Annotated in this window: 14 protein-coding genes; 5 read left to right on the top strand and 9 right to left on the bottom strand. The window is 72.7% G+C overall.

Going from position 1 to position 14,750, the window contains the following annotated elements; all coding sequences use genetic code 11:
• Positions 1-2: 2 nt before the first annotated feature.
• From RB614_RS23375 to RB614_RS23350, 6 genes are all read right to left on the bottom strand, one after another.
• Positions 3-863, bottom strand: coding sequence for an enoyl-CoA hydratase/isomerase family protein (locus tag RB614_RS23375; protein ID WP_308714742.1), 861 nt, complete (start codon positions 861-863; stop codon positions 3-5).
• Positions 860-1,579: an enoyl-CoA hydratase/isomerase family protein gene (locus RB614_RS23370; RefSeq protein WP_308714741.1), complete on the bottom strand. Its 720-nt coding sequence runs from the start codon at positions 1,577-1,579 to the stop codon at positions 860-862. Before RB614_RS23370 ends, RB614_RS23375 begins: the two co-directional genes overlap by 4 nt.
• Positions 1,576-2,493, bottom strand: coding sequence for an enoyl-CoA hydratase/isomerase family protein (locus RB614_RS23365; RefSeq protein ID WP_308714740.1), 918 nt, complete (start codon positions 2,491-2,493; stop codon positions 1,576-1,578). The genes RB614_RS23370 and RB614_RS23365 overlap by 4 nt, the downstream gene beginning before the upstream one ends.
• Positions 2,490-3,779, bottom strand: a complete 1,290-nt coding sequence (locus RB614_RS23360; RefSeq protein ID WP_308714739.1) for a CaiB/BaiF CoA transferase family protein — start codon at positions 3,777-3,779, stop codon at positions 2,490-2,492. Before RB614_RS23360 ends, RB614_RS23365 begins: the two co-directional genes overlap by 4 nt.
• Positions 3,776-5,953, bottom strand: a complete 2,178-nt coding sequence (locus RB614_RS23355; protein WP_308714738.1) for an acetate--CoA ligase family protein — start codon at positions 5,951-5,953, stop codon at positions 3,776-3,778. Before RB614_RS23355 ends, RB614_RS23360 begins: the two co-directional genes overlap by 4 nt.
• A gap of 73 nt (positions 5,954-6,026) precedes the next feature.
• Positions 6,027-7,256, bottom strand: a complete 1,230-nt coding sequence (locus RB614_RS23350) for a cytochrome P450 (protein WP_308714737.1) — start codon at positions 7,254-7,256, stop codon at positions 6,027-6,029.
• Positions 7,257-7,381: 125 nt separating this feature from the next.
• On the opposite strand from RB614_RS23350, the gene RB614_RS23345 reads away from it, so the two are divergent.
• From RB614_RS23345 to RB614_RS23325, 5 genes are read left to right on the top strand one after another with little or no spacing between them, the layout of a single operon-like run.
• Complete coding sequence (locus RB614_RS23345; protein ID WP_308714736.1) at positions 7,382-7,891, top strand: VOC family protein; 510 nt, start codon at positions 7,382-7,384, stop codon at positions 7,889-7,891.
• Between the two features lie 3 nt (positions 7,892-7,894).
• Positions 7,895-9,109, top strand: coding sequence for a CoA transferase (locus RB614_RS23340; protein ID WP_308714735.1), 1,215 nt, complete (start codon positions 7,895-7,897; stop codon positions 9,107-9,109).
• On the top strand, positions 9,106-9,873 hold the full coding sequence (locus RB614_RS23335) for a hypothetical protein (protein WP_308714734.1): 768 nt from the start codon (positions 9,106-9,108) through the stop codon (positions 9,871-9,873). The genes RB614_RS23340 and RB614_RS23335 overlap by 4 nt, the downstream gene beginning before the upstream one ends.
• The gene (locus RB614_RS23330; RefSeq protein ID WP_308714733.1) at positions 9,866-11,071 is read left to right on the top strand and encodes an NAD(P)/FAD-dependent oxidoreductase; all 1,206 of its coding nucleotides are present in this window, start codon (positions 9,866-9,868) and stop codon (positions 11,069-11,071) included. The genes RB614_RS23335 and RB614_RS23330 overlap by 8 nt, the downstream gene beginning before the upstream one ends.
• Positions 11,068-11,265, top strand: a complete 198-nt coding sequence (locus tag RB614_RS23325) for a ferredoxin (protein ID WP_308714732.1) — start codon at positions 11,068-11,070, stop codon at positions 11,263-11,265. Before RB614_RS23330 ends, RB614_RS23325 begins: the two co-directional genes overlap by 4 nt.
• 46 nt (positions 11,266-11,311) lie before the next feature.
• Here RB614_RS23325 and RB614_RS23320 read toward each other — a convergent pair whose 3' ends face one another.
• The 3 genes from RB614_RS23320 to RB614_RS23310 form a co-directional block, all read right to left on the bottom strand.
• Positions 11,312-12,121 carry an SDR family NAD(P)-dependent oxidoreductase gene (locus RB614_RS23320; protein ID WP_308714731.1) on the bottom strand — a complete coding sequence of 270 codons (810 nt, stop codon included), beginning with the start codon at positions 12,119-12,121 and terminating at the stop codon, positions 11,312-11,314.
• Between the two features lie 12 nt (positions 12,122-12,133).
• On the bottom strand, positions 12,134-13,396 hold the full coding sequence (locus RB614_RS23315; RefSeq protein WP_308714730.1) for a cytochrome P450: 1,263 nt from the start codon (positions 13,394-13,396) through the stop codon (positions 12,134-12,136).
• Between the two features lie 152 nt (positions 13,397-13,548).
• The gene (locus RB614_RS23310; RefSeq protein ID WP_308714729.1) at positions 13,549-14,748 is read right to left on the bottom strand and encodes an enoyl-CoA hydratase-related protein; all 1,200 of its coding nucleotides are present in this window, start codon (positions 14,746-14,748) and stop codon (positions 13,549-13,551) included.
• Positions 14,749-14,750: the final 2 nt, after the last annotated feature.

Genomic DNA, 14,750 nt, shown 5'->3' with positions numbered 1-14,750 from the left:
GCTCATCCGAGGTCGCGGCGGGACCGCTCCAGCGCCGCCGCCGTGCCGTGCCGGCGCCGGTCGGCGAGGAAGTTGTACTCGCCCGGCTGGAAGTGGATGTTGCTCAGTGACGCGCCGACCACGGTCGCCGCGGCGAACGCGTGGTCGACGCCCATCTTGGCCAGCGACGCGAAGACGGCGTACTTCTCGGTGACGATGCCGTCGCGCATGATCGACGCGCACATCTCCGCGAGCCGGCCCACCTCCTCGTCCGGGGCCGCCGAAACGCCGTCCACCAGCCCGTAACGCGATGCGGTGCCGGCGTCCCACGCCGTCCCGGCGTACATGAGCTCCTTCGTACGCTTGAGCCCGACCGTGGCGATGAGCAGCGACAGGTCGCCGTCCACGCCGACGTTGCGCCACCGCGGTACGGCGAACCGGGCGTTCTCGTGGGCGACCGCGAGGTCGCTGCAGAGCGTCAGGTACAGCCCGGTCTCGTAGCAGTCCCCCACCGCCTTCGCGATGGTGACCTTGCGACAGTGCAGCAGGCGCCGGTAGAGGCCGTTCGGTCCCCACCACTCGTCGGAGAGCGCGACGAGGCGGGCGCGCTGGCTCGGGTGCTTCTTCACCGCACCGCCGGGCGCCTCGACGTACTGCTCCCACGCCTCCCGCGGATCCCATCCGGACGACAGATGCGCGCCGGTACCCTCGATCACCGCGACCTTGATGTCGTCGTCGGCGTCGATCGCGTCGAGGTGGGCGACGAACTGCCGCGCCATGGCCCGGGTCAGCCGGTTGCCGTGCTCCTCCCGGCGGATCCTGATGACCGCCTGGTGCCGTTCGTGGTCGAGGGCCAACTCGACCGCACCGCCGTCCGTGGTCATAGCGCCCCACCTCCCGCGTTCTCGGCATGCCGCCGGCGGGCCGCGTAGTGCGTCGCGAGGTCGAAGTCGCGGCCCACCCCGTGGGCGTCGAGCACCGCCTGGAGCAGCATCTTGGACATGGTCACCCCGTCGAGGGGCATGGCTGTGACGCGGGCGGCCAGCGCGTCCGTCTCGGCTCTGAGCGACGCGCCCGGGACGACCTGGTTGACCAGCCCGACCTCTTCGGCGCGGGCTGCGTCGAGGACGTCGCCGGTGACGGCCCACGCCTTGGCCCGGTTGAGCCTCATCGTCAGCGCGGCCAGAACGAAGTTGGACTCCGGCACGGCCAGGAACGGCGAACCGAAGCTGCTCTCCTCGGCGGCCACGGTCAGATCGGAGCAGAGCACGAGGGCGCTTCCGGCGCCGCGGCACGCGCCGGTCACTTCGGTGACGACCACCTTCTTGCAGAAGGCGAGCGACTGGTACAAGCCCTTGGCACCGGCGAAGACCCGGCGCCAGGTCGCCGACCGGTCCGACGGGAGCGGCGCCCCGGGTACGTCCGGTGCGAAGTCTCCGCCGTCCGTGCGGAGCACGATCACCTTGACCTCGCTGTCGTCGGCGAGGGCGACGACGGTATCCCGCAGTTCCCAGGCGAACGCCGCGTCGTAGCGCGACAGCCCGGCGAAGTCCGCCACCTGTACCGTGCCGACCCAGTCGGCCACCTTGACGTCGATCATGAGGCCGGGTTCCTGTCCGCGCGCGGGTCGGCCGCGCCCTTGCGGGCCTTGTCGGCATCGAGGGCACCGCCCACGCCGACCCGGCGGGCCGTGCGCCAGAAGTCCATCTCGTCGGGCGCCGCCTGCAGGAAGTGCGAGACGAGCAGCCCGGTGATCGCCGGAACGCTGGTATCCATCAGGCCCTCCGCGGCGCGTAGCCGAGCCACCAGGAAGTCGAGCGCGCCCGCGGGTCGGGCGGCGATGTCGCGGGCTATCTCCCCGGTCACCGAGGGCAGTTCCTCGACCGGTGCGCACCGGTACACCAGCCCCAGGTCGTACGCCTCCGTCCCGCTCATCGGCTTGGCGGTGAAGCCGGTCCGGCGGGCCGCCTTCATGCCCAGGATGCGGTTGATGTGCACGCTGGCCACCGCACCCGCCGGGCCGAGGAACCGCGCCTCCAGGGCCCCGATCCGGGCGTCCGCGGCCGCCACCACGAGGTCGCACTTGCAGGCGATCATGAAGTACGCCGCCGCCGCGCAGTAGCCGTGGACCTGAGCGATGGTGACCTTGTCCGACCGGGAGATCGCCTGGCTGAAGCCCAGCCGCCCCCAGGCCATGTCGGCGCCGTACCGGTAGCCCACGTCGAGGGTCCGGCGGCGCTCGTGCGGCCGCCGCTGCCCCCACTCCTCGTTGATTTCGTTGCCGCTGCAGAAGGACCTGCCGTTGCCCCGGAAGACCAGAACCCGCACGTCGTCGTCGGCGTCGGCCGCGGCGACCAGCTCGGCGACGCGCTCGCGCATCGGCACGCTCAGCGCGTTGTGCTTCTCCGGCCGGTTCAGCGTGATGTACGCGACGCCCGCCCGGTCGACGTCGTAGAGCACCTGCTGGTCGGCGGCCGCGAGGCTCTCCGGCGTACCCCAGCGTTTGGGTTTCATGCCGCCGCGCCCTCCTCCCGGAACTCGACCACGCCGCGGGCCCGCAGGTCCGCGGCCTCCTCGCCGGTGCGCCCGAGCCGGCGCAGCTCGGCGAGGGTGCTCTCGCCGAGGGCCGGCGTCGCCGGCCCCACCTCACCGGGGGTCAGGCTCATGTGGAACGGGTGGCCGACGGTGCGGACCTTGCCCCACTCGGGATCGTCCTGCTCCACGACGTACCCGTTGGCCAGCACATCCGGGTCGTCGGCGACCTCCAGGAAGGTCTGGACCGGCGCGACCGGCACGTCGGCCGCGCGCATCCGCTCCACCCACTCGTCGCGGTCGGCGGTGCGGAAGACCTCCTCCAGGATCGGTTCGAGCACCGCCCGGTTGGCCTCGCGGATCTTGCCGTACGCGAACCGCTCGTCGTCGACCAGGTCCGGCCGCCCGAGCGCCTGGGTGAGGTTGCGCCAGAGCTTCTGGTCGGTGGCACCGATCACCAACCAACGGTCGTCGCGGCACCGGAACGCACCGGAGGTCGACGTGACCCGCCCCTGCGGCCGGTGGACCCGGTTCTCGTACAGCGCGATGGTCACCTCGGCGGTGTGCATCCCGAGGCAGGAGCCGACCAGGCTGGCGTCGACCCGCTGCCCCTGCCCGGTCCGCTCCCGCACGTACAGGGCGGTGACCACCGCCATGGCCAGGAACATCGCGCCCGCCGAGTCGGCCATCGCCCGGGTGGCGAGCCGGGGAACCCCTTCCGGGCTGCGCATGAAGTCCGACACGCCGGAGACCGCCTGGGCGACCATGTCGTACATCGGCTCGTCGCTGCGCGGGCCACCCGGCCCGTAGCCGGAGGCACCGGCGTAGATGATCCGCGGGTTGACGGCCTTGAGCGCCTCGTAGCCCAGCCCGAGCCGGTCGAGGACCCCGGGCCGGAAGTTTTCGACGACCACGTCCACCTCGCGCGCCAGTTCGAGGACCAGGTCGCGCCCCTCCGGGATGGAAATGTCGATCGCCACCGACCGCTTTCCCCGGTTGAGCCCGTGGAAGAACCCGGTGAACCCGTCCTTCGCCGGCCGCAGCCGCCGGTCCCATTCACCACCCGGTCGCTCGACCTTGAGCACGTCGGCGCCCATGTCGGCGAAGAGCCGGGTCGCGTACGGGCCCTGCAGGAACCGGGTGAAATCGAGTACCCGCACGCCGGCGAGCGCACCCCGCGGGTTGTGGCCCTTGCCTACCCCCGCTCCGTCGCTCGGCGCTCGCCCACCGCCGTGGTCGATGTCCGTAGCCTCGCGACTCCCGCTCATGCCCGGTCCCCCGTCACGACGAGCGCGTCGAGCCCTTCCACCACGGCGCCGTCGACGCGCAGCGGGTTGACCTCCAGCGTCTCCAGCCGGTCGCCGAGGGCGAGCGCCGCGCGACTCACCGCCATGATGACGTCGGTGAGCGCGTCGAGGTCGACGGGCGCGACGCCGCGTACGCCGCGCAGCAGTGGTGCCGCCTTCAGCTCCAGCAGCATCTCCTTCACCGTGCCCGGACACACCGGCAGCACCCGGAGGCTCACGTCCTTGAACACCTCGACCCAGATCCCGCCCAGCCCCACGGCGAGCACCGCGCCGAACGTCGGATCGCTGGTCACGCCGATCAGCATCTCCAGTCCCCCGGTGCGCATCGGCGAGACGAGTACACCCCGGACGGTGGCTTCTGGCACGTGCGTCGCGGCGGCGGCGAGGATGCGGTCGAACGCGGCCTCGGCCGCCGGTGGGCTGCCGACACCGAGGATCACGCCGCCGATGTCCGACTTGTGGGCGATCTCGCGCGAGCACACCTTCATGGCGACCGGCCCGTCCCACTCGGCGACCAGCCGGGCGGCGTCCCGCCGGTCGGTCACCAGGACGGCCGGCGCCATCGGCACACCGTGGGCGGTGAGCAGGTCGCGCCCCTCGTCCTCGGCCCACGTACCGGTCAGCGCCGGACCCGAGCCGCCGTCCGGCGATACCCGGGCGGGGGGTTCGTCGGCGAGCACGCTGGCGCGCAGGTCCACCCAGCGCATCAGGTGGCCCAGGGACTTCAGCGCCAGGTCCGCGCCCGGCAGCAGGTGGAGACCGGCCCCGGCGAGCAGGCCGCGCGGATAGTCGGGCAGGTCCAGGCAGGTGTTGGAGGCGAGGAACAGGGGTACCGGGGCATCGCGGACGATCTGGCCGAGGATCTCCAGCCGGCTCTCGATGAAGGCCGGGTCCTCCGGCCGGCTGCTGGGAAGCGGCGTCATCATCGTGAACATGAAGTCGATGCCGCTGTCCTTGACGGCGATCTCCATCAGGTCGTCTTCGGCCTTGGTCGGGCGGGGTCTGGCCCGCGCGTGACCGAACCCGGTGGTGTCCAGCGGGTTGAGGATCGAGGCGAACGGCGGCAGGTGCTCGGCGAGCGCGTCGACGGTCGACCGCTCCCACTCCGGCAGGTCGAGGCCGTTGGCGGCGGCCAGGTCGGCGATGATGTTGCAGCCGCCCCCGGACGAGGTGACCACGCCCATCCGCCGCCCCTTGGGACGCTCGGGGTAGTGGCCGAACAGCCCGACGGTGCTGACCAGCTCCTCCAGGCTCTCCGCCCGGACGATGCCGGCCTGCCGGAAGAGGGCGTCGACGACGGCGTCGTCCGTGGCGACGGCACCGGTGTGCGCCATGGCCGAGCGCTGGCCGGCCTCGGTGCGGCCGGCTTTGAAGGCCACGATCGGCTTGTCGAGCTCCAGGGCGCGCCGGCCCAGCGCGAGCAGCCGGTCGGGCTCGCCCACCGTCTCCAGGAACAGCGCGACGGCTCTGGTCGGCTCGTCCTCGAGGAGGTACTCCAGGACGTCCAGGCTGGTGAGTACGGCGGAGTTGCCGACCGAGGCCCAGAGGCTCGCGCCGACGCCGTGGGCCTGGGCGAACTCGTGCGTGGCGCGGGCCATCGACCCGCTCTCGAACACGGCGCTGACCGTTCCCTTCAGCGGGGGACGCTCGGTGGCGACGGCCCAGGGGGCGATGCCGGCTGTCGCGTTGATGAAGCCGATCGTGTTGGGTCCCATCACGGTGACGTCCAGCCGCCGGGCGTGCTCGGCCAGTGCGAGCTGCCGCGCGCGCCCGTCCTGGCCGGTTTCCCCGTAGCCCGCCGCCAGGACGACGGCGTTGCGGATACCGGCGGCCGCGGCGTCCTCGATGATCTCGTCGACCCGGCTCGGGCCCACCATCAGGAACGCGAGGTCGATCGGCTCCTCGAGGTCGCGCAGGTTGGGCACGGTGGCCTGGCCGAAGAGCTCCGGGTACTTCGGGTGCACGAAGACGAGTTCCTTGAGCCCGCCGGCGGCGTTGAGGCTGCGCACCAGGTTCCGCGCCCAGCTGGACGTACTGGAAGCGCCCACGACGGCCAGGCGCCGGGCGCCGAAGAGGTGGCGCAGACGGCCCGGCGTCACCAAGGCACGGCGCTTGTCGTACTCCAGCGTTGCCATCGACAGGTTCCTCTCTCTCGCGCCCCGCTCCGGCGCGTGTTGGCTAGGCTCGATATTTGCGGCGATGAGGCGGCTAGAGGACGACGCGGAGCGCCCGCGGCGAGCGCATCTTGAGGCCGCGCTCCTCGGCGACGAAGCCGGGCGCCAGCCGCATGTCGGGAAACGCGTCGAGGAGGGCGTTGAGCGAGATCTCCAGCTCGCTTCGGGCCACCGTCGCACCGAGGCAGAAGTGGCGCCCGAACCCGAACGCGAAGTGCTCCCCGACGCCGCTGAACGCCTGCTCGTGCCGGAGGTCGTCGCGGTACATGTCGAACCGCGCCGCGTTGGCGAACCTGCGTTCGTCCCGGTTGGCCGAGGCGATGACGAGCAGCACGAACGAGCCGGCCGGAATCCGCACCCCGCGGACCTCGACGTCCTCGGTCGTCACCCGCCCGTTCATCTGCGAGGGTGGCGTGAGCCGGAGGGTCTCGCCGATCGCCCGCGGGACGAGTGAGCGGTCGTCGCGTACGGCCGCGTAGCGCTCCGGCACCGTGAGCAGATGGTTCAGCAGGTTGGTCACGGTGCGGTCGGTGGTCTCCGAGCCGGCGTTGAGCAGGTGGGTGGCGTGCGTCATCACCTCTTCGTCGGTCAGCCGCCGGCCGTCGACCTCCGCCCGCGCCAGCTTCGAGACGAAGTCGTCACCCGGCTCGGCGCGGCGGCGGGCGACGAGGGGCGCGAGGTACTCCCGAAGCTCCTTCAGTGCCCGCGCTCCGCGGCGCTCGACCCGCGGATCGCGGGAGAGGTTGGACAGGAACTGGCTCTGCGCCTGGTACCAGCCGTAGAAGAGCTCGTGGTCGGATCTGGGTAGCCCGAGCACTTCGGCGATCACGTAGACCGGCAGCAGGTGGCTGAAGCGCGGCACCAGGTCGACCTCGCCGCCCTTCGCCATCCGGCCGACCAGACTGTCCACTGTGGTGCGAAGGGAGTCGTCGAGCAGCTCCCCGACCGTGCGCTCGATCAGCGGCAGCCAGGCCCGCAGGCCCTGGCCGCGGAAGGAGGGGCTCATCATCCCCCGTACGCTCGCGTGCTCCCGGCCGTCCATCTGCAGGATCGTGCGCCCCATGACCGGTTCGAGCTGCCAGCGGTAGTTCGCGGTGGAGAACGCCGGGTTGCGGTAGGCGGCTCCGACGTCCTCGTGGCGGGTCAGCAGGTACGCCCCGGCCTCCTCGTCGTAGTGGACCGGATCGTGCTCGCGAAGGTAGGCGTAGTACGCGTGCGGGTCGCGCTCCGTCTCCTGCGCCAGCAGGCTCTGGACCGCCAGCATGGCTGCTCCTCCCCGACACAAAGCTTAACCTCACTAACTATTAGTACATCCGGGGTTCTGGCACGTCAACGGCGTTTGGCGAATGCTTAGCGATGTGTAATATCACTCTTGACCGAGGAGGAGAGATGGGCACCGGACCACTGCTGCGGCTCTACCACACCGGCATGATCGTCGACGATCTGGACAAAGCCATGGTCCAGATGGGCGGCGCGCTCGGTCTGCTCTGGGCGCCGCCGAAGGAGGCGAAGACCCCGCTGCTCTGCCCCGAAGGCGTGCGGGACCGCCACGTCCGGTTCACGTACTCGCTGCGGGGGCCGCACTTCGTCGAGCTCCTGGAGCAGATCGACGCCGGGCCGTACCTCTCCCTCACCGGCGGCCGGTACATCCACCACCTGGGCTACTACACCGACGACCTCACGGCCGCCGCCGCGGCGCTGGAGGCCCAGGGCTACCGGCGCGAGCTGTCCGGCGTGCCCGAGGACGGCAGGATCACCCGGGCCTCGTTCCACTACAACCCGCAAGCGCCCGGCATGTGGATCGAACTGGTCTCGCACGAGATCGCGGCCGAGATCGGCGGCTGGATCGCCGAGGCCGCGGCCGCCGCCGGCGTACCCTTCGTCTCCCCCTTCGAGTGAGCCGTGGTCTCCACCGGCCCGCTGTCCGGGCTGCACGTCCTCGACCTGTCCACGTTCGTGGCCGGGCCGTCGGGCACCATGGTGCTGGCCCAGCTCGGCGCCGACGTCGTCCGGGTCGACCCGCTGGGCGGGGCGCCGGACACGCGCCGGCTTCCGCTCGCTCCCGACGGCAGCAGCCTCTACTGGGCGGGGCTCAACCGGCACAAGCGCTCGGTGAGCCTGGACCTCGGCCGGGAGGAGGGCCGGGCGGTCGTCCGCCGGATGCTCGCGCGGCCGGGTGACGGCTACGGCATCCTCGTCACGAACGCCGTCGACCGGCGCTGGCTCGACTACGACACGCTCCGCCGCGTCCGGCCGGATCTCGTCATGGTGCACATCGCCGGCCGGCCCGACGGCCGTCCAGCGGTCGACTACACGGTCAACGCGGAGGTGGGCCTGCCCTGGCTCACCGGCCCGGTGGACGCCACGCGCCCGGTCAACCACGTCCTTCCGGCGTGGGACCTGCTCACCGGCTTGCACGCCGCGCTCTCGGTCGTCACCGCCGACCGGAAGCGCCGTGCCACCGGCCGGGGCGAGCTGATCCGGATCAACCTCTCCGACGTCGCGGTCACCACGCTGGCGCACCTCGGACTCCTGGCCGACACCGCGATCAACGCGAGCACCCGGGTCCGTGAGGGCAACTACCTGTACGGCGCCTACGGCAGCGACTTCGCCACCAAGGACGGGCACCGGGTCATGGTCGTCGCGCTCACCGCCCGGCACTGGGCGCGGCTGGTGGAGGTCACCGAGGCGGCCGCGGTCATCTCCGCGCTGGAGGAGCGGCTGGGCGTCGACTTCTCCGACGAGCGGCACCGGTACGCGCATCGCGACCTCGTCACGGCGGTCCTGGCCCCCTGGTTCGCGGCGCGGGTCCGGGCCGACGCCGTCGACCGGCTCGAGCGGGCCCGCGTGCTCTGGGGCGACTACCGCCGGGTCGAGGAGCTCCAGCTCGGCCCCGACTCGCCGGTGGCCGCCAGCGGCCTGTTCGACGCGGTGGACCACCCGGGCGTCGGCACCTACCCGGTCCCCCGCCCGGTGGCGCGGATCCGCGGCTGGGACCCGCCGCGACCGGGGCCGGCCGCGGTGCTCGGCGAGCACACCGACCAGGTCCTCGCCGAGTGGCTGGCGGCCGACGACGCCGAGCTTGCCGGCCTGCGCGCGGCGGGTGTCAGCCGATGACCGCCCGGCGCTGTTTCCTCACCCTGACCCGGCTGGACGACCCCGCCCGGCACCGGGAGTACAACGCGTGGCACCAGCTCGACCACCTGCCGGAGAATCTGGCGCTGCCGGGCGTGCTCTGGGGTGACCGGTGGGTGTGCTCGCCCGACTGCGCCCCGTACGTCGCCGGCGAGGAGGCCGCGGCCGGGTACCAGTACGCCGTCATGTACTGGTTCCGCGACCCCGTGGAGCGGTCCATACAGGACTGGACGGAGCTCAACCAGCGCGCCGTCTGGTGGGGACGCCGGCCCGAGCTCGCCTACACGCACCGGCGGCCGGTCGGCTTCCTCACCCCCGTGCGGGCCCACTCCGCCCCGGCCGCGCTGGTCGCGCCCGACGTCGTGCCCATGCGCCCGCACCGCGGCGTACACCTGACGGTGTCCCGAGTGGCGCGACCGGGCAGCGCGGCGGCGGTGTCCTGGCTGGCCCGCTACGAGCGCGAGATCGTCCCGGCGCTGCTCGACCTGCCCGCGGTGGCGGGTGTCTCGTCGTACAGCTTCCACTCCAGCGGCGCCGGATTCGGCACCGCGTCCGGCGGCGACGACTCCGGCGTGCTCGTCCGCCTGGTCCACCTGGAGGGGGACCCGGTCGAGGCGACGCCGGCGTTACGCCGAGCCGCGCCCGGGTGGGACACGTCGTCGAGCCACGAGCGGATCCTGTTCGCGTCGCCGATGCACGCGATAGCGCCGTGGCGGTGGGACTGGTTCGGGGCGGCGGATGGCTGACCCGCGGCACGTCCTCGTCGTCGGGGGCTCCGCCGCCGGGCTGAGCACGGCCGAAGCCCTGCGCCGCTTCGGGTTCGACGGTGCCCTGACCGTGCTGGAGGCGGAGCCCGGCCCCCCGTACGACCGGCCGCCGCTGTCGAAGCAGGTCCTGGACGGAAGCTGGGCGCCCGAGCGGGCGGCGCTCTTCCCGGCCGGACGCCTGGCCCGCATCGGGTTCCGCCATCTGACCGGGGTACGGGCGGTCGCCCTCGACCGCCGGCGGCGGGTGGTCCGCACGGACGTCGCGGGAGACATCACGTACGACGAGTTGGTGATCGCCACCGGTGCCGCCCCGCGCCGGCTCGCCGGTGACCGGCTGCCCGGCGTGCACGTGCTGCGCACCATGACCGACGCGCTCCGGCTCCGCGACGACCTGCTGGGCGGCGGCCGGCTGCTCGTGGTCGGCGCCGGCTTCGTCGGGCTGGAGGTGGCGGCCAGCGCTCGCCGGCTCGGCGTGCCGGTGACCGTGGTCGACCCGGACCCCTGCGCGCTGGCCGGCCGGCTCGGATCCGCGGTCGCCGGGCGGCTGCTGGCCCTGCACGCCGGGCACGGCGTGGACCTCCGCCTCGGCGCCGGCGTCCGGCGGATCACCCGGTCGGGAGGCCGGCCGGACGGCCTGGACCTCACCGACGGCACGCACCTGGAAGGGGCGGCGGTGCTGGTCGCGATCGGCTGCCGGCCGGTGGTCGACTGGGTGGCCGGCAACGGGCTCGACGCCGGCGACGGCGTCGGCTGCGACCCGCGCTGCCAGGCCGCACCCGGGATCTGGGCGGTGGGTGACGTCGCCCGTTGGCACCACGACGGCTTCGGCCGGTCGATGCGGATCGAGCACCGGCAGCACGCCACCGAGCAGGCCCAGGCGGTGGCCCGCAACATCCTCGGCGCCGGCCTCGCCTTCACCCCGACCCCCTATTTCTGGACCGACCACTTCGACGTGCGCGTCCAGGTGGCGGGATTCGTACCGGCGGGCGCCACGCTCCGGCCGGTGGAAGGGGACATCGTCCAAGGCCGTTTCGTGGCCCGAGCCGAGCACGGTGGCCGGGTCACCGGCGTGGTGGCCTGGAACTCCGCCAAGGCGTTCACCGCCCACCGGCGCCTGGTCCCGGCCTTCGCCGGCGCGGCCCGCAGACCGACGTCAGGAAACGAGGAGCAGTCATGAAAATCAGGACGGAGCGGGACTCCTGCATCTCCAGCGGTGCCTGTGTCCTGGAGGCGCCGCAGGTGTTCGACCAGGACGACGACGGCGTTGTCGTGTTGCTGCGGGAGAGCCCGGCGGCCGATGCCGAGGACGCCGCCCGCAACGCGATGATGGCCTGTCCGGCCGCGGTCATCACGATCGACGAGGACGCCTGACCGGTACGCGCGTGCCGTCGACGGGGCGGCGGCACGCGCTCCGGCGTCAGTCGGCGCTGTGCCGCGGCGTCTTTCCCGTGCCGGTGGCCGGCATCAGGGCCAGCGACAGTCCACCGTCGACAGTGATCTCCGTACCGGTCACGTGTGACGCGTCCGGGCCGGCGAGGAAGAGCACGGCCCGCGCGATGTCCTCCGGCCGGCCGATCTTGCGCAGCGGGATCTGCGACTCGCGGAACGCCCGGTTGGCGACCGCCTTCGGGTTTTCCTGGTCACCGAACGCGGTGAACGTCAACGGTGTGTCCGTCGGGCCGGGCGCCACGCAGTTGACCCTGATCCCGGCCGGCCCCCATTCGAGCGCGAGTTGCTTGACGAGCATCAGCAGGGCCGCCTTGGCCGGGCTGTACGCGCCCATGGGTGGCGTCGGGAAGCGGGCCGAGACGGACGTGGTCGCGACGATGCTTCCGCCCACCGCGGCGAGGGAGCCGTACGCCGCCTGGGCGAGCAGCAAGGTGGCGCGCGCGTTCACCGCGAACACGCGGTCCCAGTCTTCAGCCGCGATGTCCTTGAGGGCGGCGAGGCCGCCGATGCCCGCGTTGCTCACCAGCGCGTCGACACCGCCGAACGCCTGCTCGGCGGCGCGCACCGCGTCGGCGGGACCGTCCACAGTGGCGAGATCGGCGGCGATGGCGACGGCCCGGGCACCCAACGCGCCGACCCGGTCGGCGACCTCGTCCAGCACACCCTTGTCCCGGTCGACCAGGGCCAGCGAGCAGCCCTCGTGACGCTGGGCGGCCAGCGTCGCCACGGCCCGCCCGATGCCACCGGCCGCTCCGGTCACGATCATCCTCATCGTCATGTCAGCCCTTCTCTAGCGCTGTGCTTGGATCGGTAGGCGGATCGGCGTGCGCAGTGACCGTCCACCCCAGACGATCTCCTCGTCGGTGAGCCCCGCTTCGGGGAAACGCTCGGCCATCGCGGCGAAGAGCGCGACGGCCTCCATCCGGGCCAGCCCCGCGCCGAGACAGAAGTGCGGGCCCAGCCCGAGCGAGACGTGAAACCGGGAGTCGGCTCTTGTCACGTCGAGCCGGTCCGGTTCGGCGAACACCGCGGGGTCACGGTTGGCGGCGGCGAGTACGCCGATCACCGTGTCGCCCGCCTCGATGACCACGCCGTCGAGCTCGCGCCGCTGGGCGGCGACGTACTGCAGGAAGTGGGCCGGGGTGACGAACCGCAGCAGTTCCTCGACGGCGGCCGGCGCCCTCGACCGGTCCGCGACGAGCAGGTCCCACTGGTCCCGGCGCTCCAGAAGGCTCATCATCCCGATCGCCAGCAGGTTGCTGGTCGTCTCGTGCCCCGCGAAGATCATCAGTGCGAGCATGGCCCGCACCTCCTCGCCGTCCACGACACCGCCCGACTCCGCCTCCAGCAGCGAGGCGACCAGCCCGGTCGTGCTTCCGGTGCCAGCCTGCCGCTCCACCAGCTCGTCGATGTACCCCATCAGGTTGCGGTAGGCGTCATCCGCGGCCAGCGACTTCTCCTCCGAGTCGGCGTTCAGCTTGTTCTCGGCGATCCGGAACGCCCAGGAGTGGATGCGGTCCAGGTCGTGCAGCGGGATCCCGAGCAGGTCGCCCAGGACCCGCAGGGGCAGCGTGTACGCCACCTGTTTGAAGTCGACGGCGCCACGCCGGCCGGCGATGTCGTCCATCGCCTGGGTGACCCGTTGGCGGATCTTCTCCGCCATCTCGCTTTTCAGGGCACGCGCGGAGAACGGCGGGGTGACCACCCGGCGGACCCGGGGGTGGTCCGGCGGGTCGAGCCGGACCAGCTGCTTGAACTCGTGGTTGAGGACCCGGTCGAAAGCGGCCCGCCCGGGTGGCGAGAACGTCTCCCGGGCCCGTTCGTAGCGCGCCGAGTGCTTCGTGCGGGCCCGGCTGTAGAGGTGGTGGTTGTCGCCGAGCAGGGCCTTCACGTCGCTGTGCCGGCTCAGCACGACCGCGTCGCCGATCCGCGTGACGGGCAGCTCGTCCCGGAGCCGGTTCCACACCGGGTACGGGTCGGCGAGTGCCCGCGGGTCGCCGGCGAACAGCTGGAGGACCTGCTCCGCGAGATCGGAGACGGTGGGCAGCGTCATGACTGTCGTCCTTTGCCGATAGTGGCGTCCTTTGCCGATAGTGGCCGGCCCGGATGGGAGGCGCAGATGCCGGCTCGACACCCACGCCCGCTCCTAGTCTTTAACCAGACTAAACATTATGGAGCCGTGTGGCGCAAGGCCTCGCGGCGTTCTCAGCCGCCGAGCTGCGCCGCCATGGCGTCGATGAGGTAGCGCAGCGCCTTGTGCGGGCGGACCAGCACGGTGATCTCCTCGATCCGCCCGTCGCCGTTCCACCGCAGGATGTCGACGCCCTGGATCTCGACCCCCTCCAGCACCGCCGCGAACTCCAGCACCGCGGAGTCGGCGGCCAGCCACGTGCGCCGGTAGCCGATCGCGTCGCCGAGCACCGCGAGCGCGGCGGCGAGGTAGCGGGTGGTGGCCTCCCGGCCCCGCTGCGGTGCGCGCACGGCGGGCGACCGGAACTCGACGGACTCCGCCAGGATCGGCGTGACCGGGCTCAGGTCGCGGTCGCGCATCATCTCGTGCCAGCGGCGCACCGGTTCGGGCGGCTCGGTCCGGCCGGGGTCGACTGCCTCCGCCGCGCGCGGGCGGCGGTGCCGGACGAAGTCGGCGGGCCGCTTGGCCGCGAACGCCGCGATGCCCTCGACGCCGGACGGGCTGCCGGCCGCGTCCGCGATGGCGGCCGCCTCGCGGTCCAGTTGCGTTTCAAGGCTGTGGTCGAACGCGTCGCGCAGCAGCCGGACCGAGTTGGCCAGGGCGGTGTCCGGTCCGGCGGCGAGCCGGCGGGCCAGGTCCACGGCGGCGCGGCGGGCCTCTCCGGGCTCGACCACGCTGCCCAGCAAGCCCCAGGCGAGCGCCTCGTCCGCCGACAGCGTCCGGTTGGTCAGGACGAGCTCGGCCGCCCGCCGGGGCCCGACCAGCCTCGGCAGGATCCACGACAGGCCGCTGTCCGGCGAGAGCCCGGCCGCGGTGTACGCCGTCACGAAGCGGGCCGTGCGCTCGGCCAGCACGACGTCGCAGGCCAGGGCGAAACCCAGACCCGCTCCGGCGCACGCTCCCTGTACCGCCGCGACGACGGGCACCGGTAGCGCCCGCAGCGCCAGCACCGCCCGGTGGGCGGCCCGCGCGAGCTCGCCGAGGTACGCGCGCGGCTCCGGGGCGGCGGCCATCGCGCGCAGGTCACCCCCGACGCAGAACCGCTCCCCGGCGCCGGTGAGCACGGCGACCGCCACGTCGGGGAGGGTGGCGACGTGCGTGACGACCTCGTGGAGCGACTGGGCCAGCCGCAGGTCGACCGCGTTTCCCCGGTCGGGCCGGGACAGCTCGACGACCGCCACGCCGTCGAGCACCTCGAGCCGGACCGCGCTCATCG

It is taken from the genome of Phytohabitans maris, assembly GCF_031085175.1.
GTDB lineage: Bacteria > Actinomycetota > Actinomycetes > Mycobacteriales > Micromonosporaceae > Phytohabitans > Phytohabitans maris.
This window is presented reverse-complemented; position numbering and strand designations above follow the sequence as displayed.

Coding starts and splice junctions, on each gene's coding strand:
- RB614_RS23375 (WP_308714742.1), bottom strand. CDS start 863: ATGACCACGGACGGCGGTGCGGTCGAGTTGGCCCTCGACCACGAACGG.
- RB614_RS23370 (WP_308714741.1), bottom strand. CDS start 1,579: ATGATCGACGTCAAGGTGGCCGACTGGGTCGGCACGGTACAGGTGGCG.
- RB614_RS23365 (WP_308714740.1), bottom strand. CDS start 2,493: ATGAAACCCAAACGCTGGGGTACGCCGGAGAGCCTCGCGGCCGCCGAC.
- RB614_RS23360 (WP_308714739.1), bottom strand. CDS start 3,779: ATGAGCGGGAGTCGCGAGGCTACGGACATCGACCACGGCGGTGGGCGA.
- RB614_RS23355 (WP_308714738.1), bottom strand. CDS start 5,953: ATGGCAACGCTGGAGTACGACAAGCGCCGTGCCTTGGTGACGCCGGGC.
- RB614_RS23350 (WP_308714737.1), bottom strand. CDS start 7,256: ATGCTGGCGGTCCAGAGCCTGCTGGCGCAGGAGACGGAGCGCGACCCG.
- RB614_RS23345 (WP_308714736.1), top strand. CDS start 7,382: ATGGGCACCGGACCACTGCTGCGGCTCTACCACACCGGCATGATCGTC.
- RB614_RS23335 (WP_308714734.1), top strand. CDS start 9,106: ATGACCGCCCGGCGCTGTTTCCTCACCCTGACCCGGCTGGACGACCCC.
- RB614_RS23330 (WP_308714733.1), top strand. CDS start 9,866: ATGGCTGACCCGCGGCACGTCCTCGTCGTCGGGGGCTCCGCCGCCGGG.
- RB614_RS23325 (WP_308714732.1), top strand. CDS start 11,068: ATGAAAATCAGGACGGAGCGGGACTCCTGCATCTCCAGCGGTGCCTGT.
- RB614_RS23320 (WP_308714731.1), bottom strand. CDS start 12,121: ATGACGATGAGGATGATCGTGACCGGAGCGGCCGGTGGCATCGGGCGG.
- RB614_RS23315 (WP_308714730.1), bottom strand. CDS start 13,396: ATGACGCTGCCCACCGTCTCCGATCTCGCGGAGCAGGTCCTCCAGCTG.
- RB614_RS23310 (WP_308714729.1), bottom strand. CDS start 14,748: ATGAGCGCGGTCCGGCTCGAGGTGCTCGACGGCGTGGCGGTCGTCGAG.